This window comes from Pseudomonas sp. MG-9 (assembly GCF_018729515.1).
GTDB lineage: Bacteria > Pseudomonadota > Gammaproteobacteria > Pseudomonadales > Pseudomonadaceae > Aquipseudomonas > Aquipseudomonas serboccidentalis.
Genome location: NZ_JAHHZH010000002.1, coordinates 112,725 through 137,933, shown reverse-complemented (window position 1 = coordinate 137,933; position 25,209 = coordinate 112,725). Strand labels below are relative to the sequence as shown.

General features: G+C 57.6%; 24 protein-coding genes. 4 read left to right on the top strand and 20 right to left on the bottom strand.

Annotation, left to right across the window (positions count from 1 at the left end):
* Nucleotide 1: 1 nt before the first annotated feature.
* From KKQ10_RS05315 to rpmH, 20 genes are all read right to left on the bottom strand, one after another.
* Entirely contained in the window at nucleotides 2-778 is a 777-nt protein-coding gene (locus KKQ10_RS05315) for a DeoR/GlpR family DNA-binding transcription regulator (protein WP_127649504.1), read from the bottom strand.
* Between the two features lie 158 nt (nucleotides 779-936).
* Complete coding sequence (glmU, locus tag KKQ10_RS05310; RefSeq protein ID WP_215500457.1) at nucleotides 937-2,304, bottom strand: bifunctional UDP-N-acetylglucosamine diphosphorylase/glucosamine-1-phosphate N-acetyltransferase GlmU; 1,368 nt, start codon at nucleotides 2,302-2,304, stop codon at nucleotides 937-939.
* 117 nt (nucleotides 2,305-2,421) lie between these two features.
* Nucleotides 2,422-2,847, bottom strand: a complete 426-nt coding sequence (locus KKQ10_RS05305; protein ID WP_007954164.1) for a F0F1 ATP synthase subunit epsilon — start codon at nucleotides 2,845-2,847, stop codon at nucleotides 2,422-2,424.
* 45 nt (nucleotides 2,848-2,892) lie between these two features.
* The gene (gene atpD, locus KKQ10_RS05300) at nucleotides 2,893-4,272 is read right to left on the bottom strand and encodes a F0F1 ATP synthase subunit beta (protein WP_025112247.1); all 1,380 of its coding nucleotides are present in this window, start codon (nucleotides 4,270-4,272) and stop codon (nucleotides 2,893-2,895) included.
* Between the two features lie 27 nt (nucleotides 4,273-4,299).
* Nucleotides 4,300-5,160, bottom strand: coding sequence for a F0F1 ATP synthase subunit gamma (gene atpG, locus KKQ10_RS05295; RefSeq protein ID WP_127649500.1), 861 nt, complete (start codon nucleotides 5,158-5,160; stop codon nucleotides 4,300-4,302).
* A gap of 50 nt (nucleotides 5,161-5,210) precedes the next feature.
* Entirely contained in the window at nucleotides 5,211-6,755 is a 1,545-nt protein-coding gene (gene atpA / locus KKQ10_RS05290; RefSeq protein ID WP_007911958.1) for a F0F1 ATP synthase subunit alpha, read from the bottom strand.
* Nucleotides 6,756-6,776: 21 nt separating this feature from the next.
* Nucleotides 6,777-7,313 (bottom strand): F0F1 ATP synthase subunit delta, encoded by a 537-nt coding sequence (locus tag KKQ10_RS05285; protein WP_007911956.1) that lies wholly within the window; start codon nucleotides 7,311-7,313, stop codon nucleotides 6,777-6,779.
* Nucleotides 7,314-7,325: 12 nt separating this feature from the next.
* On the bottom strand, nucleotides 7,326-7,796 hold the full coding sequence (locus KKQ10_RS05280; RefSeq protein WP_011336718.1) for a F0F1 ATP synthase subunit B: 471 nt from the start codon (nucleotides 7,794-7,796) through the stop codon (nucleotides 7,326-7,328).
* A 59-nt stretch (nucleotides 7,797-7,855) separates the two neighbouring features.
* Complete coding sequence (gene atpE, locus KKQ10_RS05275) at nucleotides 7,856-8,113, bottom strand: F0F1 ATP synthase subunit C (RefSeq protein WP_003097235.1); 258 nt, start codon at nucleotides 8,111-8,113, stop codon at nucleotides 7,856-7,858.
* A 133-nt stretch (nucleotides 8,114-8,246) separates the two neighbouring features.
* Nucleotides 8,247-9,116, bottom strand: coding sequence for a F0F1 ATP synthase subunit A (gene atpB, locus KKQ10_RS05270; protein WP_064589928.1), 870 nt, complete (start codon nucleotides 9,114-9,116; stop codon nucleotides 8,247-8,249).
* 16 nt (nucleotides 9,117-9,132) lie between these two features.
* Nucleotides 9,133-9,540, bottom strand: a complete 408-nt coding sequence (locus KKQ10_RS05265) for a F0F1 ATP synthase subunit I (RefSeq protein WP_003229783.1) — start codon at nucleotides 9,538-9,540, stop codon at nucleotides 9,133-9,135.
* A gap of 148 nt (nucleotides 9,541-9,688) precedes the next feature.
* Nucleotides 9,689-10,561 carry a ParB/RepB/Spo0J family partition protein gene (locus KKQ10_RS05260; protein ID WP_003229785.1) on the bottom strand — a complete coding sequence of 291 codons (873 nt, stop codon included), beginning with the start codon at nucleotides 10,559-10,561 and terminating at the stop codon, nucleotides 9,689-9,691.
* 9 nt (nucleotides 10,562-10,570) lie between these two features.
* The gene (locus KKQ10_RS05255; RefSeq protein ID WP_041073588.1) at nucleotides 10,571-11,368 is read right to left on the bottom strand and encodes a ParA family protein; all 798 of its coding nucleotides are present in this window, start codon (nucleotides 11,366-11,368) and stop codon (nucleotides 10,571-10,573) included.
* Nucleotides 11,369-11,386: 18 nt separating this feature from the next.
* Entirely contained in the window at nucleotides 11,387-12,031 is a 645-nt protein-coding gene (gene rsmG / locus KKQ10_RS05250; protein WP_215500456.1) for a 16S rRNA (guanine(527)-N(7))-methyltransferase RsmG, read from the bottom strand.
* Complete coding sequence (gene mnmG / locus KKQ10_RS05245) at nucleotides 12,028-13,926, bottom strand: tRNA uridine-5-carboxymethylaminomethyl(34) synthesis enzyme MnmG (protein ID WP_215500455.1); 1,899 nt, start codon at nucleotides 13,924-13,926, stop codon at nucleotides 12,028-12,030. The genes rsmG and mnmG overlap by 4 nt, the downstream gene beginning before the upstream one ends.
* A gap of 552 nt (nucleotides 13,927-14,478) precedes the next feature.
* Complete coding sequence (gene mnmE, locus KKQ10_RS05240; protein ID WP_215500454.1) at nucleotides 14,479-15,849, bottom strand: tRNA uridine-5-carboxymethylaminomethyl(34) synthesis GTPase MnmE; 1,371 nt, start codon at nucleotides 15,847-15,849, stop codon at nucleotides 14,479-14,481.
* 81 nt (nucleotides 15,850-15,930) lie between these two features.
* A complete protein-coding gene (gene yidC / locus KKQ10_RS05235) occupies nucleotides 15,931-17,613 on the bottom strand; it encodes a membrane protein insertase YidC (protein WP_047596981.1) in 1,683 nt (560 codons plus the stop codon).
* A gap of 2 nt (nucleotides 17,614-17,615) precedes the next feature.
* The gene (gene yidD, locus KKQ10_RS05230) at nucleotides 17,616-17,861 is read right to left on the bottom strand and encodes a membrane protein insertion efficiency factor YidD (protein WP_010565858.1); all 246 of its coding nucleotides are present in this window, start codon (nucleotides 17,859-17,861) and stop codon (nucleotides 17,616-17,618) included.
* Nucleotides 17,854-18,255: a ribonuclease P protein component gene (rnpA, locus tag KKQ10_RS05225; protein WP_011336726.1), complete on the bottom strand. Its 402-nt coding sequence runs from the start codon at nucleotides 18,253-18,255 to the stop codon at nucleotides 17,854-17,856. Before rnpA ends, yidD begins: the two co-directional genes overlap by 8 nt.
* Nucleotides 18,256-18,271: 16 nt before the next feature.
* Complete coding sequence (rpmH, locus tag KKQ10_RS05220; protein ID WP_003213577.1) at nucleotides 18,272-18,406, bottom strand: 50S ribosomal protein L34; 135 nt, start codon at nucleotides 18,404-18,406, stop codon at nucleotides 18,272-18,274.
* Between the two features lie 566 nt (nucleotides 18,407-18,972).
* Here rpmH and dnaA point away from each other — a divergent pair.
* The 4 genes from dnaA to gyrB are packed head-to-tail and all read left to right on the top strand — an operon-like array spanning nucleotide 18,973 to nucleotide 25,180.
* A complete protein-coding gene (gene dnaA, locus KKQ10_RS05215) occupies nucleotides 18,973-20,496 on the top strand; it encodes a chromosomal replication initiator protein DnaA (RefSeq protein WP_215500453.1) in 1,524 nt (507 codons plus the stop codon).
* 39 nt (nucleotides 20,497-20,535) lie between these two features.
* Nucleotides 20,536-21,639: a DNA polymerase III subunit beta gene (gene dnaN, locus KKQ10_RS05210; RefSeq protein ID WP_007960767.1), complete on the top strand. Its 1,104-nt coding sequence runs from the start codon at nucleotides 20,536-20,538 to the stop codon at nucleotides 21,637-21,639.
* Between the two features lie 14 nt (nucleotides 21,640-21,653).
* Nucleotides 21,654-22,757, top strand: a complete 1,104-nt coding sequence (recF, locus tag KKQ10_RS05205) for a DNA replication/repair protein RecF (protein ID WP_215500452.1) — start codon at nucleotides 21,654-21,656, stop codon at nucleotides 22,755-22,757.
* Nucleotides 22,758-22,762: 5 nt separating this feature from the next.
* Entirely contained in the window at nucleotides 22,763-25,180 is a 2,418-nt protein-coding gene (gene gyrB, locus KKQ10_RS05200; protein ID WP_003220210.1) for a DNA topoisomerase (ATP-hydrolyzing) subunit B, read from the top strand.
* Nucleotides 25,181-25,209: the final 29 nt, after the last annotated feature.

Here is a 25,209-nt window from a genome sequence, read left to right as displayed (position 1 = left end):
CTTATTTCTCCTGACTGACAGCCGCGCAAATCACAGTGATGCCGCGGGCCTGAATCTGATCGCGGGCCTCTTGTGGCAGGCGATCATCGGTAATGAGGGTATGGACGCTGCTCCACGGCAGCTCCAGGTTGGGGATCTTGCGACCGATCTTGTCGGCCTCGACCATCACGATCACTTCCCGCGCCACGTCGGCCATCACCCGGCTCAGGCCGAGCAATTCGTTGAACGTGGTAGTACCGCGCACCAGATCGATGCCATCGGCGCCGATGAACAACTGGTCGAAGTCGTAAGAGCGTAGTACTTGCTCGGCGACCTGGCCCTGGAAGGACTCCGAATGCGGGTCCCAGGTGCCGCCGGTCATCAGCAGCACCGGCTCGTGTTCGAGTTCGCTCAGGGCATTGGCAACGTGCAGGGAGTTGGTCATGACGACCAGACCCGGCTGCTGGCCAAGCTCGGGGATCATGGCGGCGGTGGTGCTGCCGCTGTCGATGATGATGCGGGCGTGCTCGCGGATGCGTTTCACCGCCGCACGAGCAATTGCCTGCTTGTATTTGGAAATGCTCTGAGCGGTTTCCGCGACCAGTTCCTGCGGCATGGTGATCGCCCCGCCGTAACGGCGCAGCAGCAGCCCATGGCTTTCCAGTGCAGCCAGATCCTTACGGATCGTAACTTCCGAGGTTTCGAAGCGCTTGGCCAGTTCATCCACACTGACTTCGCCCTGCTCATTGAGCAAGGCGAGGATGTTGTGCCGGCGCTGGGGCGTGTTGCGTTTCGACATGGCGATTTAAGTTTCGATTCGAAAGATAACGGAAGCAATCAAAACCTATCGACCTTCAATCGTCAAGCCATCGCCCAAAAAAAATCGCAACCTTCGACACCTCCTGTAGGAGCTGCCGAAGGCTGCGATCTTTTGATCTTCAAGCCGCTGTGGATAACTCAGCTCTTCTTGATCTTCTCCGGCCGCTTCCAGCCATCGATGTTTCTCTGTCGCGCCCGACCAACGGCTAACTGTGCGTTATCCACATTCTGCGTGATGGTCGAGCCAGCTGCCGTGGTTGCACCGGACGAGATATCCACAGGCGCGACCAACGAGTTGTTGGAACCGATGAACACATCTTCTCCCAACACGGTTTTCCACTTGTTGGCGCCATCGTAGTTGCAGGTGATGGTCCCGGCACCGATGTTGGTGCGCGCACCGATTTCGGCATCGCCCAAATAAGTCAGGTGCCCGGCCTTGGCGCCCTCGCCCATGCGGGCGTTTTTCAGTTCGACAAAGTTACCCACATGCGCACGGGCTTCAAGCACAGTGCCCGGACGCAGACGCGCGAACGGACCGGCATCACTGCCTTCACCCAGCACCGCGCCTTCGATGTGGCTGTTAGCCTTGATCACCACGCCTTTGCGCAGGGTGCTGTCCTTGATCACGCAGTTCGGGCCGATCACCACGTCGTCTTCAATCACGACGTTGCCTTCGAGGATCACGTTGACGTCGATCAGCACGTCGCGACCGACGGTGACTTCGCCACGCACGTCGAAACGCGCCGGATCACGCAGGGTCACGCCTTGCGACATCAAGCGGCGGCCGGCGCGCAGCTGGTAATGACGCTCCAGTTCCGACAGTTGCTTGCGATCATTGGCGCCCTGCACTTCCATCGGGTCATGCGGTTGTTCGGTGGCTACCACCAGGCCGTCGTTGACCGCCATTTCGATCACGTCGGTCAGGTAGTACTCGCCCTGGGCATTGTTGTTCGACAGACGGCTCATCCAGTCGGCCAGACGATTGGCCGGGACGGCGAGAATACCGGTGTTGCCTTCGGTGATTGCACGTTGGGCTTCACTGGCATCTTTGTGCTCGACGATAGCAGCGACCTTGCCATCGGCGTCACGCACGATGCGGCCGTACCCGGTCGGGTCTTCCAGCTCAACGGTCAACAGGCCCATCTGCCCCGGCACGACGTGCTTGAGCAGGCGCTGCAAGGTTTCGACTTCAATCAGCGGCACGTCACCGTAGAGGATCAGCACCGTGTCGGCGGTGATGAACGGTACAGCCTGGGCGGTCGCGTGACCGGTGCCCAGTTGCTTGTCCTGCAGAACAAAATTCAGATCGTCAGCTGCCAGACGCTCGCGCACCACATCGGCACCATGGCCAATAACCACATGGATGCGCTGTGGATCAAGTTGCCGCGCGCTGTGGATAACATGACCAAGCATGGAATTGCCGGCAACCGGATGCAGCACTTTCGGCAACGCCGAACGCATACGAGTGCCCTGACCGGCCGCGAGAATAACGATTTCGAGAGACATGACTGGCTACCAATCCTGGGTGGTCAGCAACTGCGACCGGGTTGTAAAAATCGGAAAAGAAAAAAGGGTAGCCGAGGCTACCCTTTTTTATCAATCGCACAACAAGTGGCTGACGGATTAACCGCCAAACTTCTTGCGGATCTGCTGGACGGTGCGCAGCTGAGCTGCAGCCTCGGCCAGACGTGCGGACGCAGCTCCGTAATCGAAATCTGCGCTCTTTTCATGCAGAGCAGCCTCGGCAGCCTTGAGAGCTGCTTGAGCCTGAGCTTCATCCAGGTCGGCGGCGCGTTGCACAGTGTCGGCAAGAACCTTGACCATGTTCGGCTGAACCTCGAGGAAACCACCGGAGATGTAGAACACCTCGGCTTCCCCGCCTTGCTTGATCAGGCGGATCGGACCTGGCTTCAGATTAGTGATCAGCGGCGCGTGACCCAGAGCGATACCAAGATCACCCAGTGCACCGTGCGCAATCACCATCTCGACCAGGCCGGAAAAGATTTCCCCTTCCGCGCTGACGATATCGCAATGGACTGTCATAGCCATCTGATTGCCTCAACCTAAATTAGCGCCCGTTGCCGGGCGCCGGGATTACAGTTTCTTGGCTTTCTCGATCGCTTCTTCGATGCCGCCAACCATGTAGAACGCTTGTTCTGGCAGGTGGTCGTAGTCACCGTTGAGGATGCCTTTGAAGCCAGCAATAGTGTCTTTCAGGGAAACGTATTTACCCGAAGCACCGGTGAAGACTTCAGCCACGAAGAACGGCTGCGACAAGAAGCGCTGGATCTTACGAGCACGGTTAACCAACTGTTTGTCGGCTTCCGACAGCTCGTCCATACCCAGGATCGCGATGATGTCTTTCAGCTCTTTGTAACGCTGCAGAACGTACTGAACGCCGCGAGCGGTGTCGTAGTGGTCCTGGCCGATTACGTTCGGGTCCAGCTGGCGCGAAGTCGAGTCCAGTGGGTCTACCGCCGGGTAGATACCCAGGGAAGCGATGTCACGGGACAGAACGACGGTGGCGTCCAAGTGGGCGAAGGTGGTCGCTGGCGACGGGTCGGTCAAGTCGTCCGCAGGTACGTATACCGCCTGGATCGAGGTGATCGAACCTTCTTTGGTCGAAGTGATACGTTCTTGCAGAACGCCCATCTCTTCAGCCAGAGTCGGTTGGTAACCTACTGCCGAAGGCATACGGCCCAGCAGTGCGGATACTTCAGTACCGGCCAGGGTGTAACGATAGATGTTGTCGACGAACAGCAGAACGTCGTTACCTTCGTCACGGAACTTCTCGGCCATGGTCAGACCGGTCAGGGCTACGCGCAGACGGTTTCCCGGCGGCTCGTTCATCTGACCGTAAACCAGTGCCACTTTGTCCAGAACGTTGGAGTCCTTCATCTCGTGGTAGAAGTCGTTACCCTCACGAGTACGCTCACCCACACCGGCGAACACGGAATAACCGCTGTGCTCGATGGCGATGTTACGGATCAGTTCCATCATGTTTACGGTTTTGCCTACACCGGCACCACCGAACAGACCGACTTTACCGCCTTTGGCAAACGGGCAAACCAGGTCGATAACCTTGATGCCGGTTTCCAGCAGGTCGTTGCCGCCTGCCTGTTCAGCGAACGAAGGTGCTGGACGGTGAATGCCCCAACGCTCTTCGGTGTCGATTGGACCGGCTTCGTCGATCGGGTTACCCAGAACGTCCATGATCCGGCCCAGGGTCGCTTTACCGACCGGTACGGAGATGGCTGCGCCAGAATCGGTAACTTCCAGACCGCGCTTCAAGCCCTCGGTGGAACCCATCGCAATGGTGCGAACCACGCCGTCGCCCAGCTGTTGCTGAACTTCCAGGGTGGTTGCGGCCGCGCTTTGAACTGTCAGCGCGTTGTAGATGCTCGGTACGCTGTCGCGTGGAAATTCCACGTCGATAACGGCGCCGATGATTTGAACGATACGTCCGCTACTCATAGCTGGATCCTCTGAATATTTGAACCGTTAAACCGCGGCAGCGCCGCCGACGATTTCCGAGATCTCTTGGGTGATCGCAGCCTGACGCGCCTTGTTGTAGATCAGCTGCAAATCGCTGATCAAATCACCGGCGTTGTCGGTAGCGTTCTTCATCGCGATCATCCGCGCAGCTTGTTCAGCCGCGTTGTTCTCGACCACCGCCTGGTAGACCTGCGACTCGACGTAACGGACCATCAAGCCGTCAAGCAGCTCTTTGGCGTCCGGTTCGTAGAGATAGTCCCAGTGGTGCTTGAGATCCTGATCCGGGGTTGCCACCAGTGGAATCAACTGCTCCACGGTAGGCTGTTGCGTCATGGTGTTGATGAACTTGTTGGACACCACGGACAGGCGGTCAATACGGCCGTCCAGGTAGGCATCCAGCATCACCTTGACGCTGCCGATCAGATCATTGATCGACGGCTCTTCACCCAGGTGGCTGATAGCTGCTACGACGTTACCGCCGAAGTTGCGGAAAAAGGCCGCACCCTTGCTACCCACTACACACAGATCAATCTCGACGCCGTTTTCGCGGTTTACCGCCATGTCCTTGACCAGGGCCTTGAACAGGTTGGTGTTCAAGCCGCCGCACAGACCACGGTCACTGCTCACCACAACATAACCGGCACGCTTTACTTCGCGGTCGATCATGAACGGGTGGCGGTATTCCGGGTTGGCGTTGGCCAGATGCCCAATTACCTGGCGGATACGCTCCGCATAAGGACGGCTAGCAGCCATGCGCATTTGTGCCTTGCGCATTTTGCTGACCGCCACTTTTTCCATGGCGCTGGTAATTTTTTGCGTGCTTTTGATGCTCGCAATCTTACTGCGAATCTCTTTTGCGCCTGCCATGTAACACCTATCAGGTTAGCAAGCGGGAGCCTCGCGGCTCCCGCTGCGGCTTACCAGGTTTGGGTGGCCTTGAACTTCTCGATACCGGCTTTCATGCCAGCGTCGATTTCGTCATTGAAGTCACCTTTAACGTTGATCTTGGCCATCAAATCGGCGTGATCGCGGTTGAAGAAAGCAATCAGCGCTTGTTCGAAGCTGCCGATCTTGGCGATTTCAATGTCAGTCAGGAACCCACGCTCAGCGGCATACAGCGACAGCGCCATGTCAGCGATCGACATCGGTGCGTATTGCTTCTGCTTCATCAGCTCGGTAACGCGCTGACCATGCTCAAGTTGCTTACGGGTCGCTTCGTCCAGGTCAGAAGCGAACTGGGCGAATGCCGCCAGTTCACGGTACTGAGCCAGAGCGGTACGGATACCACCGGACAGCTTCTTGATGATCTTGGTCTGAGCGGCACCACCCACACGGGATACCGAAACACCGGCGTTCACTGCAGGGCGGATGCCCGAGTTGAACATGGCCGATTCCAGGAAGATCTGACCGTCGGTGATGGAAATCACGTTGGTCGGAACGAACGCGGAAACGTCGCCAGCCTGGGTTTCGATGATCGGCAGTGCGGTCAGGGAACCGGTTTTGCCGGTCACTGCGCCGTTGGTGAACTTCTCTACGTACTCTTCCGAAACGCGGGAAGCGCGCTCCAGCAGACGGGAGTGGAGATAGAACACGTCGCCTGGGTAAGCTTCACGGCCTGGTGGACGGCGCAGCAGCAGGGAAATCTGGCGGTAAGCCACTGCTTGCTTGGACAGATCGTCATAAACGATCAGCGCGTCTTCACCGCGGTCGCGGAAGAATTCACCCATGGTGCAACCGGAGTACGGTGCCAGGAATTGCAGCGCAGGAGATTCCGAAGCACTGGCAGCCACGATGATCGTGTTGGCCAGGGCGCCGTTTTCTTCCAGCTTGCGAACCACGTTGGCGATGGTCGATTGTTTCTGACCGATGGCTACGTAGACGCAGAAAATGCCGCTGTCTTTCTGGTTGATGATCGCGTCGATCGCCAGAGCGGTTTTACCGATCTGACGGTCACCGATGATCAGCTCACGCTGGCCACGGCCGACAGGGATCATGGCATCGACAGCCTTGTAGCCAGTCTGTACAGGCTGGTCTACCGACTTACGCCAGATCACGCCCGGTGCAACTTTCTCGACCGCGTCGGTCAAGGTGTTGCCCAGTGGACCTTTGCCGTCAACAGGGTTACCCAGTGCGTCGACTACGCGACCCAGCAGTTCCTTACCAACCGGAACTTCGAGGATGCGGCCGGTGCACTTGGCGCTCATGCCTTCAGCCAGAGACTGGTAAGCGCCCAGTACAACGGCACCTACGGAGTCTTGCTCCAGGTTGAGGGCCATACCGTAGACGCCGCCCGGAAACTCGATCATCTCGCCGTACATGACGTCGGCCAGACCGTGAATCCGCACGATGCCGTCAGATACGCTGACGACAGTGCCTTCGTTACGGGCTTGGGAGGTCACATCGAGCTTGTCGATGCGGCCCTTGATAATTTCACTTATTTCGGAAGGATTGAGTTGCTGCATTGCTCTGCTGCCCCTTCAAACTCAAGATTTCAATGCTTCGGCAAGTTTCGCGATTTTGCCGCGAATCGAGCCATCGATAACCAGGTCGCCGGCGCGGATAACGACACCACCTATCAGGGCAGCGTCCTCCGCAACTTGCAGGCGCACTTCCCGGTTGAGTCGTGCACTGAGAACCTTGGCGAGTTTGTCTTGCTGTTCTTGGTTCAATGCAAAAGCACTGGTCACTTCAACGTCTACCGACTTCTCTTGTTCGGCCTTGTACAGGTCGAAAAGAGCGGCAATCTCCGGCAGAAGCGGGAGACGGTCGTTTTCGGCAACGACATTGATGAAGTTCTGTGCCTTGGCATCAAACTTGTCGCCGCACACGTCAATGAACGTGGCGGCCTTTTCTGCGCTCGTCAGTCGCGGGGCCTTGAGCACGCGCTGCATGGTGTCATCTTGTGACACCGCTGCAGCCAGGCCGAGCATGGCTGACCAATTGGCCAGTTGCTGGTGGGCCTGAGCGTGCTCGAAGGCCGCCTTAGCGTAAGGTCGGGCCAACGTGGTCAGTTCTGCCATGATCGCCCTCGCTTAGATTTCAGCAGCCAGTTGGTTAACCAGCTCTGCGTGCGCGTTTTGATCGATTGTGGCACCCAGGATCTTCTCGGCGCCGCCGACAGCCAGCAAGCCCACTTGGGCGCGCAGCTTGTCTTTGACACTGTTCAGTTCCTGTTCGATCTCGGCTTGAGCCTGAACCTTCACACGGTCAGCGTCGATACGGGCTTTTTCAACAGCCTCTTCAACGATCTGGTTACCGCGTTTCTTGGCTTGCTCGATGATTTCAGCTGCCTGAGCTTTCGCTTCGCGCAGTTGCTGACCCGCTTTCTCTTGGGCCAACTCCAGGTCGCGAGCTGCACGGCTGGCAGCGTCCAGACCATCAGCGATCTTCTTTTGACGTTCGTGCAGTGCCGCAATGACCGGAGGCCATACGAACTTCATGCAGAACAGTACAAAAATCAGGAACGCAACGGACTGGCCAATCAGGGTCGCATTAATGTTCACGCCAACACCTCGCAGTTACGTTGTCCATCACATCAAATTACTCGGAAGAATCCGGGTAATTAGCCAGCGATCTGACCAACGAACGGGTTCGCAAAGGTGAAGAACAGAGCGATACCAACACCGATCATGGTTACGGCGTCGAGCAGACCGGCAACGATGAACATTTTAACTTGCAGCATTGGAACCATTTCTGGCTGACGCGCTGCGCCTTCCAGGAACTTGCCGCCCAGCAGGCCGAAACCAATTGCGGTACCCAGTGCGCCCAGGCCGATCAACAGTGCAACAGCGATAGCGGTTAGACCAACTACAGTTTCCATCTTTCCTCCCGACTTTTACGTCGTATGGTTTAGGTTTTTTAGATTAAAGCGGTAAAACAAATCGTTTCAGGTGCCCTGTGAAGAGCCCCTTCCCGTTTGACCGGGAAGGACATCAGACTAGTCGAGACTGGTCTTAATGGTTTTCTTCGTGCGCCATCGACAGGTAGACGATGGTCAGCATCATGAAGATGAACGCCTGCAGGGTGATGATCAGGATGTGGAACACAGCCCACGCCCACTGCAGAACAACGCCCAGGCCGCTCAGCCAGAGCAGACCGCTGCCGAACATCACAGCGATCAGAATGAACACCAGCTCGCCGGCATACATGTTGCCGAACAGACGCAGAGCCAGGGAGATCGGTTTGGCGATCAGGGTCACGAACTCCAGCAGGAAGTTCACCGGGATCAGCAGGGCTTGAACGAAGATGTTCTTGCTGCCGAACGGGTGCAGGGTCAGTTCGCCGATGAAGCCGCCGATGCCCTTGACCTTGATGCTATAGAAAATGATCAGTGCGAAAACCGAGAACGCCATGCCCAGGGTCGCGTTCGGGTCGGTGGTCGACACAGCGCGGAACGGGATGTGGTGGTCGCCGGTGATCAGGATGGCCAGCTGAGGAATCCAGTCGACCGGTACCAGGTCGACGGCGTTCATCAGGAACACCCAGACGAAGATGGTCAGTGCCAGCGGTGCGATCACCGGGCTACGGCCATGGAAGCTGTCTTTCACGCTGCCATCGACGAATTCGACCAGTACTTCAACGAAGTTCTGCAGGGCACCAGGTTGACCGGAAGTCGCCTTCTTTGCCGCCATGCGGAAAAGGAAAACGAAAATCAGGCCCAGTGCGACCGACCAGCCGAGGGTATCGACGTGGAAAGCCCAGAAGCCCATTTCTTTGGCTTCTGCTGCGGAATGGGCAAAGCCCCAGCCGCCGTTAGGTAGCTGACCGAAGGTCAGGTTCTGCAAGTGGTGCTGGATATAGCCCGAAGCGGTTGTTTCTGCCATGGTTGCCTCAAACGCCCTAAGGTCTCGAAAGTCTTGTTCTCATCAGCAGGGGAGCGAACCAGCTGACCGACTGAGTCAGCACGAAAGCGCCGAATACTGCGATCGGCGCCAATGGCTTCACACCTGCAAACACCAGTGCAAACAGCACTGCCGTCAAAATCAGTTTGCCTGCCTCGCCGGCATAAAATGACCGGACGATGGACTGGGCTGCTCGGGCGCCGGAAAACCGAAATGCCTTGTGAGCGAAATAAACATTGGGCAGCAAGGCTATCAGGCCTCCGCAAAGTCCCGAGTATCCGGCAACGACTCCGTGCCATTGCCAGAGCGCCAAAGCAGCAATGAGCAAAATGACAAATTGAGCCATCAACACCGGAAAAACCGCCAAGCGATGGAACGGCAGGCGGTTTGGCTTGCGGGTTTCCATCACGATTGCTCTCCAATGGTCGGCTGCCAAAATTCAATAACTTGGCATAATTTGTGCCGACAAAATGCGCGCAGAGTATAGGGGCGGTTCTGCCCCTATTCAACTGTCAGGTAGTGATTTCCGACTGCACGCTACATGAGGAAATGTTTCAGCGGATGTGTGCAAGCACACCTTGAAGCTCATCGAGGGAGTTATAACCGATGACCAGCTGACCCTTTCCCTTCTTGCCGTGGCGAATCTGCACCGCAGAGCCTAGGCGCTCGGCTAGACGCTGTTCGAGTCGAGCGATGTCCGGGTCGGGTTTGGCCGCTTCCACAGGTTCAGGTTTGCCACTCAACCACTGGCGAACCAGTGCCTCAGTCTGGCGCACGGTCAGGCCGCGTGCGACAACATGTCGCGCCCCTTCCACCTGCTGATTGTCCGGCAAACCGAGCAACGCACGGGCGTGCCCCATTTCCAGGTCGCCATGGGACAGCATGGTCTTGATGACTTCCGGCAGTGCAATAAGCCGCAACAGGTTAGCCACAGTCACGCGGGACTTACCCACAGCCTCGGCAACCTGCTGCTGAGTGAGCTGGAACTCCTGCTGCAGGCGCTGCAACGCGACCGCTTCTTCGATCGGGTTCAGGTCTTCACGCTGGATGTTCTCGATCAGCGCTATGGCGATCGCGGTTTCATCCGGCACATCGCGAACCATGGCCGGAATGGTTTCCTGCCCGGCCTGCTGGCTCGCACGCCAGCGGCGTTCACCGGCAATGATTTCAAAGCGGCCACCGCCAATCGGGCGAACCACGATCGGCTGCATCACACCTTGCGACTTGATCGACTGCGCCAGCTCTTCCAGCGCCTGCGGGTCCATGTCACGGCGTGGCTGGTATTTGCCACGCTGCAGCAGGTCCAGCGGCAGGTGTTGCAGTTCACGGGTATCCGCCTGCGCGGCCTGTTCTTCCAGCGCGCTGACAGTCGGACCACTCAGCAGTGCATCCAGTCCACGTCCGAGACCTCGTTTCTTGACGGCCATGGGGATTCCTTAAGTTGGCTGAGCAGCGGCGATGCGTGAATTTTTGCGCTGACGGCGAACCATCTCGCCCGCCAGGGCCAGGTAAGCGAGCGCGCCGCGCGATTGCTTGTCGTAGGCCAGTGCCGGCATACCGTAGCTCGGCGCTTCGGCCAGACGGATGTTGCGCGGGATCACTGTGTCGTAGAGCTGCTCGCCAAAGTGTTCCTTGAGCTGCGCCGAAACATCGTTCATCAGGCTCAGGCGCGGGTCGTACATGGTGCGCAGCAAACCTTCGACCTTCAGGTTCGGGTTCAGCAGTTCGGCGATGCGCTTGATGTTATCCACAAGGTCGCTCAAGCCTTCGAGCGCAAAGTATTCGCACTGCATGGGGATAATCACCCCATCAGCGGCGACCAGTGCGTTGAGCGTGAGCATCGACAGCGACGGCGGGCAGTCGATCAAAATGTAATCGTAGTTTTCACGGATCGGCGCCAGCGCGCTGCGCAGACGGCTTTCCTTCATCTGCATTTCCAGCAGAACCACTTCGGCCGCGGTCAGATCGCGGTTGGCCGGCAGCAGTTGATAACCGCCGTGCTCGGAGAAGTGCATGGCCTGGGCCAGATCGCATTCGCCGATCAGCAGGTCATAGACCGAGTTTTCCAGGCCATGTTTATCCACACCGCTACCCATGGTGGCGTTGCCCTGTGGATCGAGATCGATCAACAACACCCGGCGCTTGGTCGCGACCAGGGATGCTGCGAGGTTGATGCAGGTGGTGGTCTTGCCCACACCACCCTTCTGGTTCGCTATCGCGAATACCTTAGCCATTCTTGCTTGTGTTCCCAATCATGCCGTGCGGCGCAGTATCAGCAGATGGCGTTGGCCTTGGCAACCGGGTACGGCCAGGGCGTGTTCGCTATCGAGTTTGAAGTCTGCCGGCAATGCTACCAGCTCATCGGCCGGATGAACGCCCTTCATTGCCAGCCAGCGCGTATCGGTATCGCCAAGGTGGCGAGTCCAGTTGGTGAAGTTCTCCATGCTGCTGAACGCCCGGGAAATGATCCCGTTGAACGGCTGGGCAGGCTGGAACGCTTCGACGCGACTGTGGATAACTTGCAGGTTATCCAGTTTGAGTTCGAGTTTGACCTGAGTCAGGAAGCGGGTTTTCTTGCCGTTGCTGTCCAGACAGGTCACTTGCGAGTCCGGATACAGGATCGCCAAAGGGATCCCGGGCATGCCGCCGCCGCTGCCGACGTCCAGCCAGCGGCCATTTTCGATGAACGACATTACGCTCAGGCTATCGAGCAAATGACGCGAAACCATTTCGTCGGGATCGCGCACCGCTGTCAGGTTGTAGGCCTGGTTCCATTTGATCAACAGGGCCAGGTAACCCAGCAACAATTCGTGCTGGGCTGCGCTGAGATTGACACCGAGCTCGCGGGCTCCTGTGGATAACTCTTCGGCGTGTTGAGAAGTGACCTTAGAACTCAAGCGCTTTGCTCCAACTGACGGCCCGCGCCGCGTTTTTTCAAATGAATCATCAACAGCGAAATCGCTGCCGGGGTCACGCCCGGGATCCGTGAAGCCTGACCGAGCGTCTCCGGACGCGTCGCACTGAGCTTGCTCTGGATCTCCTTGGAGAGACCGGAAATGTTGGTGTAATCGATATCCACAGGCAGTTTCGTGTCTTCACTGGCGCGCAGACGGGCGATTTCGTCCTGTTGACGGTCGATGTAACCGGCGTATTTGGTCTTGATTTCAACCTGTTCAGCAACCTGTGGATCTTCGGCGCCGTTGCCAGTCACTTCGACCAGACCAGCGTAGTCGATTTCCGGACGACTCAAGAGATTGAGCAAGTTGTATTCGTGGGTCAGCGGCGTACCGAATTTTTCGGCAATCGCATCGCCCTCTTGGGTACCCGGGCGAACCCAGGTGCTTTTCAGGCGCTGCTCTTCGAGCTCGATGCTTTCGCGCTTCTTGCAGAAGGCCGCCCAACGCGCGTCATCGACCAGGCCGAGCTCGCGACCTTTTTCGGTCAGACGCAGGTCGGCGTTGTCCTCACGCAGGATCAGGCGGTACTCGGCACGGGAAGTGAACATTCGGTACGGCTCTTGGGTACCGAGGGTGATCAGGTCGTCGACCAACACCCCGATATACGCTTCGTCGCGACGCGGACACCAGGCTTCTTTGCCCTTCGCACGCAATGCAGCGTTGGCCCCGGCGAGCAAACCTTGAGCGCCAGCTTCTTCGTAACCGGTGGTGCCGTTGATCTGGCCCGCGAAGAACAGACCGCCGATGACTTTGGTTTCCAGGCTGTACTTCAGGTCACGCGGATCGAAGTAGTCGTACTCGATCGCATAACCCGGACGCACGATGTGCGCGTTTTCCATGCCGCGGATCGATTGCACGATCTGCAATTGCACGTCGAACGGCAAGCTTGTGGATATCCCGTTCGGGTACAGCTCATGAGTGGTCAGACCTTCCGGTTCGATGAACACCTGATGGCTTTCCTTGTCGGCAAAGCGGTGAATCTTGTCTTCGATCGACGGGCAGTAGCGCGGGCCGATGCCCTCGATTTCGCCGGCGGCGGAATACATCGGCGAACGGTCGAGGTTCGCCGCGATGATTTCGTGGGTACGGGCGTTGGTGTGGGTAATCCAGCAACTGACTTGCCGAGGATGCTGTTCTTTGTTGCCCATGAACGACATCACCGGGATCGGCGTATCGCCTGGTTGCTCGGTCATGACCGAGAAATCCACAGACTTGCCATCGATGCGCGGTGGCGTGCCGGTTTTCAGGCGACCGACACGCAGTGGCAGTTCACGCAGACGATGTGCCAGGGCAATCGACGGCGGATCACCAGCGCGACCGCCGGAGAAATTCTGCAGACCAATGTGGATAAGTCCGCCGAGGAAGGTACCGGTGGTCAACACCACGGAGTCGGCGAAGAACCGCAGACCCATTTGCGTGACAACACCGCGCACTTGTTCCTGCTCGACGATCAGGTCGTCAGCGGCTTGTTGAAATATCCACAGGTTCGGCTGGTTTTCCAGGATTTCGCGGACAGCGGCCTTGTACAGAATCCGGTCGGCTTGTGCACGGGTTGCACGTACGGCCGGACCTTTACGGCTGTTCAACACGCGAAACTGGATGCCGCCCAGATCGGTGGCGATGGCCATCGCGCCGCCGAGGGCGTCGATTTCCTTGACCAGATGGCTTTTGCCAATGCCACCGATGGCCGGGTTGCAGCTCATGGCACCGAGGGTTTCCACGTTATGCGTCAGCAACAGGGTTTTTGCCCCCATACGTGCTGAGGCCAGTGCTGCCTCGGTACCGGCATGACCGCCGCCGATGACGATCACTTCAAAACGGGAAGGGAAATCCACCACGCACCTCGTGCCTGCTTAAGTAGGTAATTCAGGAATAGTTTGAGATCAGGTTTCTGAACCTGGTCGACAAGTATAGGGACTTCGCCCTTCCTAAAGAACCCTTTGCACAAAATTTAACCAGCTGTGGAGAACTCAAGGTTAAAAGAATAAAAAAGAGAGAAATTTATAAAACCTTTGTTTTAATGCTTATTCTTACTGACCGACCTTTCTGTGGATAGATTGCTATAGGCCTTATAAATCAATATGTACAGAGTTTCAAAACCCTGTGACCATGTGCCAATGAGGCCCTTGGATAACCGGTGTAAGCCTGTGGATGAAAGGAGTGGTTATCCACAGAGTGGGTTATATCCAGTTTTTAAGCCCTGTTATCAACTGACCTCAGTGGCAGTTATTCACAGGGCTTAATCCACAGAAATTGGCTGAACGGGGATGAGGCGGACACGGAAAATCCGCTGAGGGAGAAGGAATCTGCCCGGCACTGGAAGAAGGTAAGGAGAAAGAGAAGAGCAGACAGGCCGCGAACGGGCCTGTCTGTGTACAGCAGAAGGGCTATTTACCGATGCAGAAACTGGAGAAGATCCGGCCGAGCAGGTCATCGGAACTGAATGCCCCGGTGATTTCCCCCAAGGAATGCTGCGCCTGACGCAAATCTTCGGCCAGCAGCTCCCCTGCGCCAGCCAGTGTCAGCTGTGCGCGCCCGTGTTCCAGCGCCGCACTGGCATGACGCAGGGCCTCTAAATGCCGACGGCGGGCACTGAAGCTGCTTTCCGAGGTTTGTTCATAACCCATGCAGGCCTTGAGATGTTCGCGCAGCAGTTCCAGGCCGTCACCCGCCGATTTGGCGCTCAGGCTGATGGTGACATGGCCATCTTCGCTGACTTCCAGGGCAATCGCTTCACCCGTGAGGTCGGCCTTGTTACGGATCAAGGTGACTTTGGCCGGATCCGGTCGGGTTTCGAGGAATTCCGGCCACAGGGCAAACGGGTCTGCAGCTTCCGGGGCGGTGGCATCAACCACCAATAACACCCGATCAGCTTCGCCAATGGCTTTCAACGCCCGTTCCACACCGATCTTTTCCACCTGATCATCGGTATCACGCAGACCGGCGGTATCCACGACGTGCAACGGCATGCCGTCGATGTGGATATGTTCGCGCAGGATGTCTCGGGTAGTGCCGGCAATCTCGGTAACGATCGCCGCTTCACGCCCGGCCAGGGCATTTAGCAGGCTGGACTTGCCGGCATTCGGACGGCCGGCAATCACCACGGTCATGCCGTCGCGCAACAAGGCACCCTGTCCGGCTTCGCGAAGTACTGTGGACAGTTCTTCTCGTACCTTGTCGAGCATGCTCAGCACGTGGCCATCGGCAAGAAAGTCGATTTCTTCTTCCGGAAAGTCGATGGCGGCTTCGACATAGATGCGCAGTCCGATCAGTTGTTCGGTGAGGTTATGCACACGCTGGGAAAATGCACCCTGCAGGGAACGCAGGGCATTGCGCGCAGCCTGTGCCGAACTGGCTTCGATCAGGTCGGCGATCGCCTCGGCCTGGGCCAGATCGAGCTTGTCGTTGAGGAACGCGCGTTCGCTGAATTCCCCCGGGCGTGCCAAACGGCAGCCCAGTTCCAGGCACCGCTTGAGCAGCATGTCCAGAACGATCGGGCCGCCATGGCCCTGCAGCTCCAGCACGTCTTCGCCGGTGAACGAGTTCGGCCCCGGGAAATACAGGGCCAGACCTTCGTCCAGCACCTGCCGATCATCACTGAAAAACGGCCCGTAATGAGCGTAACGCGGTTTCAGTTCGCGACCGCTGATGGCTTTGGCCGCAACGCTGGCCAACGGCCCGGAAATACGGACGATGCCGACACCGCCGCGACCTTGAGCGGTAGCGACAGCGGCGATGGTTTCACGAGGTGCGCTCATAAACCGGAATCCAGACAAAAGTGGCAGATAGCAAAACGCCCCACTAGGGGGCGTTTTGAGTGGTGTTATCCACAGAGTAAGTTACGCCTCGGCTTTTTTCGTGGCCGCTTCGATCTTACGCGTGATGTACCACTGTTGGGCAATCGACAGGCAGTTGTTCACAACCCAGTACAGCACCAGACCAGCAGGGAACCACAGGAAGAAGAAGGTGAAGATGATTGGCATCATTTTCATGACCTTCGCCTGCATCGGATCCGGCGGAGTCGGGTTCAGACGCTGCTGGATGAACATGGTCGCGCCCATGATGATCGGCAGGATGAAGAACGGATCCTTGATCGACAGGTCGGTGATCCACAGCATGAACGGCGCCTGACGCATTTCCACGCTTTCCAGCAGAACCCAGTACAACGAAAGGAAAACCGGCATCTGCACGAGGATCGGCAAGCAGCCACCCAGCGGATTGATCTTCTCTTTCTTGTACAGCTCCATCATGGCCTGCGACATTTTCTGCCGGTCATCGCCATGTTGCTCTTTCAGTGCAGCCAGTTTCGGAGCAACGGCACGCATGCGCGCCATGGATTTGTAGCTGGCGGCCGACAATGGGAAGAAGATCCCTTTGATCAGCATGGTCAGGAAGATGATCGACCAGCCCCAGTTACCCACAATCGCGTGGATGTGTTGCAGCAGCCAGAAGATCGGTTGAGCGATGAACCACAGAATGCCGTAGTCGACCGTCAGTTCCAGACCAGGGGACAACTCTTTCAGCACAGCCTGGCTTTTCGGGCCGGCATACAGAATGGCGCTGGTTTCAACTTTTGCACCCGGTGCAGCGGTCAGCGAAGGACCGGTGTAACCGATGATGTAGTTGCCTTTGCTGTCTTTACGCGTCTGAACGATGTTGTTTTCGCCCTTCGGCGCAACCCATGCAGTCACGAAGTAGTGTTGCAGCCAGGCTACCCAGCCACCGGTGACGGTTTCCTTGAGCTGACCTTTGTCCATGTCTTTCATGGACACTTTCTTGTACGGCTCGGAACTTGTCCACAGGGCGGCGCCCAGATAAGTCGCGGTACCGGTAGCCGTGGTCGACGAAGGATCGGCACTGGCGTCGCGCTTCAGCTGGGCGAACATCGAACCGGACCAAGGCTGAGCGCTCTGGTTATCCACAAGGTAGGTCACGGTTACGTCATACAGGCCGCGTTTCAGGGTGAAACGCTTGATGTAGTTGACGCCATCCTTGCTGAACTTCAGGTCGACGACCAGTTGGTCCTGACCGTCAGCCAGTTGATAACTTTTCTTCTCCGATGCGTAAACCGGACGACCGGCCGGGCTTGCGTCCGGACCATTAGTGCCGATCAGGCCGCTTTGTGCCAGATAGGTACGTTCGCCGCCGTTGTCGAACAGCTGGAACGGAACATCCGGACGGTCCTGACGACGTGGATACAGTGGCAAGGTCAGTTGCGCAACGTCACCGCCCTGTGGATCGATCGCGAGATCGAGCACGTCGGTTTTGACCTGGATCAGATCCTTGCTGGCAGCGACCGGCGTTTCAACTGGTGCGCTGGTATCGCTGGCGGCACGCGGAATATCGTCACTGGCGGAAGCGTTATTGCCAGGAACGGTGTCCGGCAAACCGGATGCAGTCGTACTGGAAGCAACATTCTGAGTCGGCAGGGCAGCCTGGCCATAGTCCTGGTTCCATTTAAGGACCATGACGTAGGACACGATTGCCAGGGCGACGATCAGGATCGTGCGTTTGATATCCATGATTACTCGGCCATCGAAGAAGAACGGGAGGTAGGGATAGGTGGAACCGGGTCATAACCACCGGGATTCCACGGATGACAGCGACCTAAACGACGAAAGGTCAGCCAGCCACCGCGCAGAAGGCCATGATTTTCGATGGCTTCTAACGCGTAGCAGGAACAACTGGGGTAGAAACGACAGTGATCAGCCATCAGGGGACTAATGGCATAGCGATAAAACTGGATCGGAACGAGGGCCAGTTTACGCATCTGGACTGTCTACCCCTACAGTTTCGGTTTTGACTGCTGGAACTGGCTTGTTACGGGCCAGGCGTTTCCAGAGTTTGCCGAAATGCTGAATCAATTCGGGGTTTTCTACGTCGCCCAAACCTTTGCGCGCGACGATAACGATGTCCCAGCCGACCAGTGAATCCTGGTGCAGGCGAAACGATTCGCGCATAAGACGTTTGAGACGATTGCGCTCGACGGAGAGCTTTACGCTCTTTTTCCCGATAACCAGCCCGAGACGGGGGTGATCAAGATCGTTGTTGCGCGCAAGGAGCAGGAGATTTTTCCCCGGAACCTTGCCGGTAGGGGAGTCAAAGACTGCCTTGAAATGCCGGGGGGTAAGCAGACGCTTTTCCCGACTGAAGTCCTGACTCACCTCCAGTGCCGGATTATCAAACTGCCAGACGCGCACGACCTTTGGCGCGGCGACGCGACAGGACGGCACGACCGTTCTTGGTAGCCATGCGAGCACGGAAACCGTGAGTACGAGCGCGTTTGATAGTGCTTGGTTGGAAAGTACGTTTCATGTCGTGTTACCTGGTTCGTCCACAACGGGCCGGAATGGCCCCCGTTTTAAGAGACCGGGGATTCTAGAGAAAGCAAGCCTTCAGGTCAATTTCCAACCAGCGTTTCCTTATAAATAGATCTCTGGAGCTTCCGGCACCGACATCCTGTTTGCCAAACATAAAAATAAAGAAGGGAATTATTTAAAGCTTTTCTGTAAAGCTTATAAAAGCTAGGACACCCATCTTCTGTGGATAACTAGCCTTAGCCCTTATGTAACGTGATGTACAGAGAATGACAACTACAGTGGAAAACCGTGTTCAGCCTGTGCTGCGCTATCGGATAACCTGTGTGTGGAAACAGTAGTTATCCACAGGCGGGTTATCAACCGAGTTTCCCCCCCAGTTGTCCAGTGCCCTCAGAGGCGGTTATCCACAGAGCTTATGCACACACCGTTGGTCGCCTTTTTACCGCTTAACGCGTTGATTAATCATGGTCACCCCACAACCTGCATGTGGATAAGTGGACCGCTCGCCGCTACAATGGCCGCTTGTTTTTGCCTCACCGGCTTTCAACTTAGGGGATATCCGTGTCAGTGGAACTTTGGCAGCAGTGCGTGGAGCTTTTGCGCGAGGAGCTGCCTGCCCAACAATTCAACACCTGGATCCGTCCACTACAGGTCGAAGCCGAAGGCGACGAGTTGCGCGTCTACGCACCGAACCGTTTTGTGCTGGACTGGGTCAACGAAAAGTACCTGGGTCGCGTCCTTGAACTGCTGGATGAGCACGGCAACGGCATGGCGCCAGCACTTTCCTTATTAATAGGCAGCAAACGCAGTTCGGCACCGCGCGCCGCGCCGAATGCCCCGTTGGCTGCTGCGCAAGCATCGCAGGCTCAGGCCAATGCCGCGCCGGCCAGTGCACCCGCGCCAGCCCCGACGCCGGCACCAACGAAGCGCTCGACGCAGAAAACCGAGGAAGTCAGTGAAGAGCCGTCCCGCGACAGCTTTGATCCGATGGCCGGTGCGGCCTCGCAACAGGCCCCGGTTCGCGCCGAACAACGCACCGTTCAGGTCGAAGGCGCGCTCAAGCACACCAGTTACCTGAACCGCACGTTCACCTTCGAGAACTTCGTTGAAGGCAAATCCAACCAGCTCGCCCGCGCGGCGGCCTGGCAGGTGGCGGACAATCCCAAGCACGGTTACAACCCGCTGTTCCTTTATGGCGGCGTCGGCCTGGGTAAAACTCACTTGATGCACGCTGTGGGTAACCACCTGTTAAAGAAGAACCCGAATGCCAAGGTTGTGTACTTGCATTCCGAGCGCTTCGTGGCGGACATGGTCAAGGCGCTGCAACTGAACGCGATCAACGAATTCAAACGCTTCTACCGTTCGGTGGACGCGTTGCTGATCGACGATATTCAGTTCTTCGCCCGCAAAGAGCGTTCCCAGGAAGAGTTTTTCCACACCTTCAACGCCCTGCTTGAAGGTGGCCAGCAGGTCATTCTCACCAGTGACCGCTACCCGAAAGAAATCGAAGGCCTTGAAGAGCGCCTCAAATCCCGCTTCGGCTGGGGCCTGACCGTTGCCGTCGAGCCGCCAGAGCTGGAAACCCGCGTGGCGATCTTGATGAAGAAGGCCGACCAGGCCAAAGTCGAGCTACCCCACGATGCGGCGTTCTTCATCGCCCAGCGCATTCGCTCCAACGTCCGTGAGCTGGAAGGTGCGCTGAAACGCGTGATCGCCCACTCGCACTTCATGGGCCGCGACATCACCATCGAGCTGATTCGCGAATCCCTGAAGGACCTGTTGGCGTTGCAGGACAAACTGGTCTCTGTGGATAACATTCAGCGCACTGTCGCCGAGTACTACAAGATCAAGATCTCCGACCTGCTGTCCAAGCGCCGTTCGCGCTCGGTGGCTCGTCCGCGTCAGGTGGCCATGGCATTGTCCAAGGAGCTGACCAACCACAGCCTGCCGGAAATCGGCGATGTGTTTGGCGGGCGTGACCACACGACGGTGTTGCACGCCTGCCGCAAGATCAACGAACTTAAGGAATCCGACGCGGACATCCGCGAGGACTACAAGAACCTGCTGCGTACACTGACCACTTGATGAACACCAGCGCAGCTTATTAAGGCAAGGGACTAGACCATGCATTTCACCATTCAACGCGAAGCCCTGTTGAAACCCCTGCAACTGGTCGCAGGCGTCGTCGAGCGCCGACAGACCTTGCCGGTACTCTCCAACGTGCTGTTGGTTGTCGATGGCCAGCAACTGTCGCTGACCGGTACCGACCTGGAAGTCGAGCTGGTTGGTCGCGTGCAACTCGAAGAGCCGGCCGAAACAGGTTCCATCACCGTGCCCGCGCGCAAGCTGATGGATATCTGCAAAAGCTTGCCCAACGATGCGCTGATCGACATCAAGGTCGACGAGCAGAAACTGGTGGTGAAGGCCGGCCGTAGCCGCTTCACCCTGTCGACCCTGCCGGCCAACGATTTCCCGACGGTGGAAGAAGGCCCGGGTTCGCTGACCTGCAGCCTGGAGCAGAGCAAACTGCGTCGTCTGATCGAACGCACCAGCTTCGCCATGGCTCAGCAGGACGTGCGTTACTACCTCAACGGCATGTTGCTGGAAGTCTCGGCGGGCGTGATCCGTGCCGTAGCCACCGACGGACACCGTCTGGCAATGTGCTCGATGCAGGCCGATATCGGTCAGCCGGATCGCCACCAGGTGATCGTACCGCGCAAAGGTATTCTCGAACTGGCACGCCTGCTCACCGAGCCGGACGGCAACGTCAGCATCGTCCTCGGTCAGCACCACATTCGCGCGACCACCGGTGAGTTCACTTTCACCTCGAAACTGGTTGACGGCAAATTCCCGGACTACGAGCGCGTACTGCCCAAAGGCGGCGACAAGCTGGTACTGGGCGATCGTCAGGCACTGCGTGAAGCCTTCAGCCGTACCGCGATTCTGTCCAACGAGAAGTACCGCGGCATCCGTCTGCAACTGGCCAGCGGTCAGTTGAAGATCCAGGCCAACAACCCGGAGCAGGAAGAAGCGGAAGAAGAAGTGGGTGTTGAATACAACGGCGGCTCGCTGGAAATCGGCTTCAACGTGAGCTACTTGCTCGACGTGCTGGGCGTGATGACCACCGAGCAGGTTCGCCTGATCCTGTCCGACTCCAACAGCAGTGCGCTGGTGCAAGAGTCCGACAATGACGACTCGGCTTACGTTGTCATGCCGATGCGTCTGTAATCAGCTGATCCTGGATGTCCTTAAGTCGTGTTTCGGTCACCGCGGTGCGCAATCTGCACCCGGTGACCTTCTCCCCCTCCCCCCGCATCAACATCCTTTACGGCGCCAACGGCAGCGGCAAAACCAGTGTTCTGGAAGCCATTCATCTGCTGGGGCTTGCCCGTTCGTTTCGTAGCACGCGGCTGTTGCCGGTCATCCAGTACGAGCAACTCGCCTGCACGGTGTTCGGTCAGGTCGAACTGGCTGAGGGTGGACACTGTGCGCTGGGGATCTCTCGCGACCGTCAGGGCGAGTTCCAGATCCGCATCGACGGCCAGAATGCTCGCAGCGCTACGCAACTGGCGGAGATCCTGCCGCTGCAGTTGATCAACCCCGACAGCTTTCGCCTGCTCGAAGGCGCGCCGAAGATTCGCCGGCAATTCCTCGACTGGGGCGTGTTCCACGTCGAGCCGCGGTTCATGGCGACCTGGCAGCGTTTGCAGAAGGCCTTGCGCCAGAGAAACTCCTGGCTGCGGCATGGTACACTTGACGCCGTTTCGCAAGCGGTTTGGGACAGGGAACTGTGCCAGGCCAGCGCTGAAATCGATGAATACCGCCGCGCTTACATCAAAGCCTTGAAACCAGTCTTTGAACAAACCTTGAGCGAACTGGTTGAGCTTGAAGGTTTGACGCTCAGCTATTACCGAGGCTGGGACAAAGACCGGGAATTGAGTGCCGTACTGGCTGGATCCGTACAACGGGATCAGCAAATGGGTCATACCCAGGCCGGACCGCAACGAGCTGATTTGCGTCTTAGATTGGGCGCACACAATGCCGCGGACATCTTGTCCCGGGGTCAGCAAAAACTGGTGGTCTGTGCCTTGCGGATTGCCCAGGGGCATCTGGTGAGCCAGGCCCGACGCGGGCAGTGTATTTATCTGGTGGATGATTTGCCGTCCGAGCTGGACGAGAGCCACCGTCGTGCGCTGTGCCGCTTGCTGGAAGACTTACGCTGCCAGGTATTCATTACCTGTGTAGATCACGAATTATTGAGGGAAGGCTGGCAGACGGAAACGCCAGTTGCTCTGTTCCACGTGGAACAGGGCCGTATCACCCAGACCCACGACCATCGGGAGTGAAGGCATTGAGCGAAGAAAATACGTACGACTCAACGAGCATTAAAGTGCTGAAAGGCCTGGATGCCGTACGCAAACGTCCCGGTATGTACATTGGTGACACCGACGATGGCAGCGGTCTGCACCACATGGTGTTCGAGGTGGTCGACAACTCGATCGACGAAGCCCTCGCCGGCCACTGCGACGACATCAGCATCATCATCCACCCGGATGAGTCCATCACCGTTAAAGACAACGGCCGTGGCATCCCGGTAGACGTGCACAAAGAGGAAGGCGTTTCCGCCGCCGAGGTCATCATGACCGTCCTCCACGCTGGCGGTAAGTTCGATGACAACTCCTACAAGGTATCCGGCGGTCTGCACGGTGTAGGTGTGTCGGTAGTGAACGCGCTGTCCGAAGAGCTGGTACTGACTGTACGTCGTAGCGGCAAGATCTGGGAGCAGACCTACATCCACGGCGTGCCTCAGGCGCCGATGGCCATCGTTGGCGACAGCGAAACCACCGGTACCCAGATTCACTTCAAGGCTTCCAGCGAAACCTTCAAGAACATTCACTTCAGCTGGGACATCCTGGCCAAGCGCATTCGTGAACTGTCCTTCCTCAACTCCGGTGTCGGCATCGTCCTCAAGGACGAGCGCAGCGGCAAGGAAGAGCTGTTCAAGTACGAAGGCGGCCTGCGTGCGTTCGTTGAATACCTGAACACCAACAAGACTGCGGTCAACCAGGTGTTCCACTTCAACATTCAGCGTGAAGACGGCATCGGCGTGGAAATCGCCCTGCAGTGGAACGACAGCTTCAACGAGAACCTGTTGTGCTTCACCAACAACATCCCGCAGCGCGACGGTGGCACCCACCTGGTGGGCTTCCGTTCGGCCCTGACGCGTAACCTGAACAACTACATCGAGCAGGAAGGTCTGGCGAAGAAGCACAAAGTCGCCACCACCGGTGACGATGCCCGCGAAGGCCTGACCGCGATCATCTCGGTAAAAGTGCCCGATCCGAAGTTCAGCTCGCAGACCAAAGACAAGTTGGTGTCTTCCGAAGTGAAGACTGCGGTCGAACAGGAGATGGGCAAGTACTTCTCCGACTTCCTGCTGGAAAACCCGAACGAAGCCAAGCTGGTCGTCGGCAAGATGATCGACGCGGCCCGTGCCCGTGAAGCGGCGCGTAAAGCCCGTGAGATGACCCGCCGCAAAGGCGCACTGGACATCGCCGGTCTGCCGGGCAAGCTTGCTGACTGCCAGGAAAAAGACCCGGCTCTGTCCGAACTGTACCTCGTGGAAGGTGACTCCGCGGGCGGCTCTGCCAAGCAGGGGCGTAACCGCAAGACTCAGGCCATCCTGCCGTTGAAGGGCAAGATCCTCAACGTCGAGAAGGCACGCTTCGACAAGATGATCTCGTCCCAGGAAGTGGGCACGCTGATCACCGCGCTGGGCTGTGGCATCGGTCGCGAAGAGTACAACATCGACAAGCTGCGCTATCACAACATCATCATCATGACCGATGCTGACGTCGACGGTTCGCACATCCGCACCCTGCTGCTGACCTTCTTCTTCCGTCAGCTGCCGGAGCTGATCGAGCGTGGCTACATCTACATCGCCCAGCCGCCGCTGTACAAGGTCAAGAAAGGCAAGCAAGAGCAATACATCAAAGACGACGACGCCATGGAAGAGTACATGACGCAGTCGGCCCTGGAAGATGCGAGCCTGCACCTGAACGAAGAGGCCCCGGGCATTTCCGGGGAAGCGCTGGAGCGTCTGGTAAACGACTTCCGCATGGTGATGAAGACCCTCAAGCGTCTGTCGCGCCTGTACCCGCAGGAGCTGACCGAGCACTTCATCTACCTGCCCGCTGTCAGCCTGGAAATGCTTGGCGATCACGCCAAGATGCAGGACTGGCTGGCCCAGTACGAAGTCCGTCTGCGCACCGTCGAGAAGTCGGGCCTGGTCTACAAGGCCAGCCTGCGTGAAGACCGTGAACGTGGTGTATGGCTGCCAGAGGTCGAACTGATCTCCCACGGCCTGTCGAACTACGTCACCTTCAACCGCGACTTCTTCGGCAGCAACGACTACAAGACCGTGGTCACCCTCGGCGCTCAACTGAGCACCCTGCTCGACGACGGCGCGTACATCCAGCGTGGCGAGCGCAAGAAAGCGGTCACCGAGTTCAAGGAAGCCCTCGACTGGCTGATGGCCGAAAGCACCAAGCGCCACACCATTCAGCGATACAAAGGTCTGGGTGAAATGAACCCGGATCAGCTGTGGGAAACCACCATGGACCCAAGCGTGCGCCGCATGCTGAAAGTCACCATCGAAGACGCCATTGGCGCAGACCAGATCTTCAACACCCTGATGGGTGATGCGGTCGAACCTCGCCGTGATTTCATCGAGAGTAATGCTTTGGCGGTGTCCAACCTGGATTTCTGATCCCGGTCGACGTTAAACAAAAAGGCCAA

What these genes read in the sequence shown, in the direction of transcription:
- KKQ10_RS05265 (WP_003229783.1), bottom strand. Translation starts at nt 9,540, where the DNA reads ATGGAAACCCGCAAGCCAAACCGCCTGCCGTTCCATCGCTTGGCGGTT.
- atpD (WP_025112247.1), bottom strand. Translation starts at nt 4,272, where the DNA reads ATGAGTAGCGGACGTATCGTTCAAATCATCGGCGCCGTTATCGACGTG.
- recF (WP_215500452.1), top strand. Translation starts at nt 21,654, where the DNA reads ATGTCCTTAAGTCGTGTTTCGGTCACCGCGGTGCGCAATCTGCACCCG.
- yidD (WP_010565858.1), bottom strand. Translation starts at nt 17,861, where the DNA reads ATGCGTAAACTGGCCCTCGTTCCGATCCAGTTTTATCGCTATGCCATT.
- atpB (WP_064589928.1), bottom strand. Translation starts at nt 9,116, where the DNA reads ATGGCAGAAACAACCGCTTCGGGCTATATCCAGCACCACTTGCAGAAC.
- glmU (WP_215500457.1), bottom strand. Translation starts at nt 2,304, where the DNA reads ATGTCTCTCGAAATCGTTATTCTCGCGGCCGGTCAGGGCACTCGTATG.
- KKQ10_RS05285 (WP_007911956.1), bottom strand. Translation starts at nt 7,313, where the DNA reads ATGGCAGAACTGACCACGTTGGCCCGACCTTACGCTAAGGCGGCCTTC.
- KKQ10_RS05315 (WP_127649504.1), bottom strand. Translation starts at nt 778, where the DNA reads ATGTCGAAACGCAACACGCCCCAGCGCCGGCACAACATCCTCGCCTTG.
- KKQ10_RS05305 (WP_007954164.1), bottom strand. Translation starts at nt 2,847, where the DNA reads ATGGCTATGACAGTCCATTGCGATATCGTCAGCGCGGAAGGGGAAATC.
- dnaN (WP_007960767.1), top strand. Translation starts at nt 20,536, where the DNA reads ATGCATTTCACCATTCAACGCGAAGCCCTGTTGAAACCCCTGCAACTG.
- KKQ10_RS05260 (WP_003229785.1), bottom strand. Translation starts at nt 10,561, where the DNA reads ATGGCCGTCAAGAAACGAGGTCTCGGACGTGGACTGGATGCACTGCTG.
- rpmH (WP_003213577.1), bottom strand. Translation starts at nt 18,406, where the DNA reads ATGAAACGTACTTTCCAACCAAGCACTATCAAACGCGCTCGTACTCAC.
- KKQ10_RS05255 (WP_041073588.1), bottom strand. Translation starts at nt 11,368, where the DNA reads ATGGCTAAGGTATTCGCGATAGCGAACCAGAAGGGTGGTGTGGGCAAG.
- atpE (WP_003097235.1), bottom strand. Translation starts at nt 8,113, where the DNA reads ATGGAAACTGTAGTTGGTCTAACCGCTATCGCTGTTGCACTGTTGATC.
- atpG (WP_127649500.1), bottom strand. Translation starts at nt 5,160, where the DNA reads ATGGCAGGCGCAAAAGAGATTCGCAGTAAGATTGCGAGCATCAAAAGC.
- mnmE (WP_215500454.1), bottom strand. Translation starts at nt 15,849, where the DNA reads ATGAGCGCACCTCGTGAAACCATCGCCGCTGTCGCTACCGCTCAAGGT.
- atpA (WP_007911958.1), bottom strand. Translation starts at nt 6,755, where the DNA reads ATGCAGCAACTCAATCCTTCCGAAATAAGTGAAATTATCAAGGGCCGC.
- yidC (WP_047596981.1), bottom strand. Translation starts at nt 17,613, where the DNA reads ATGGATATCAAACGCACGATCCTGATCGTCGCCCTGGCAATCGTGTCC.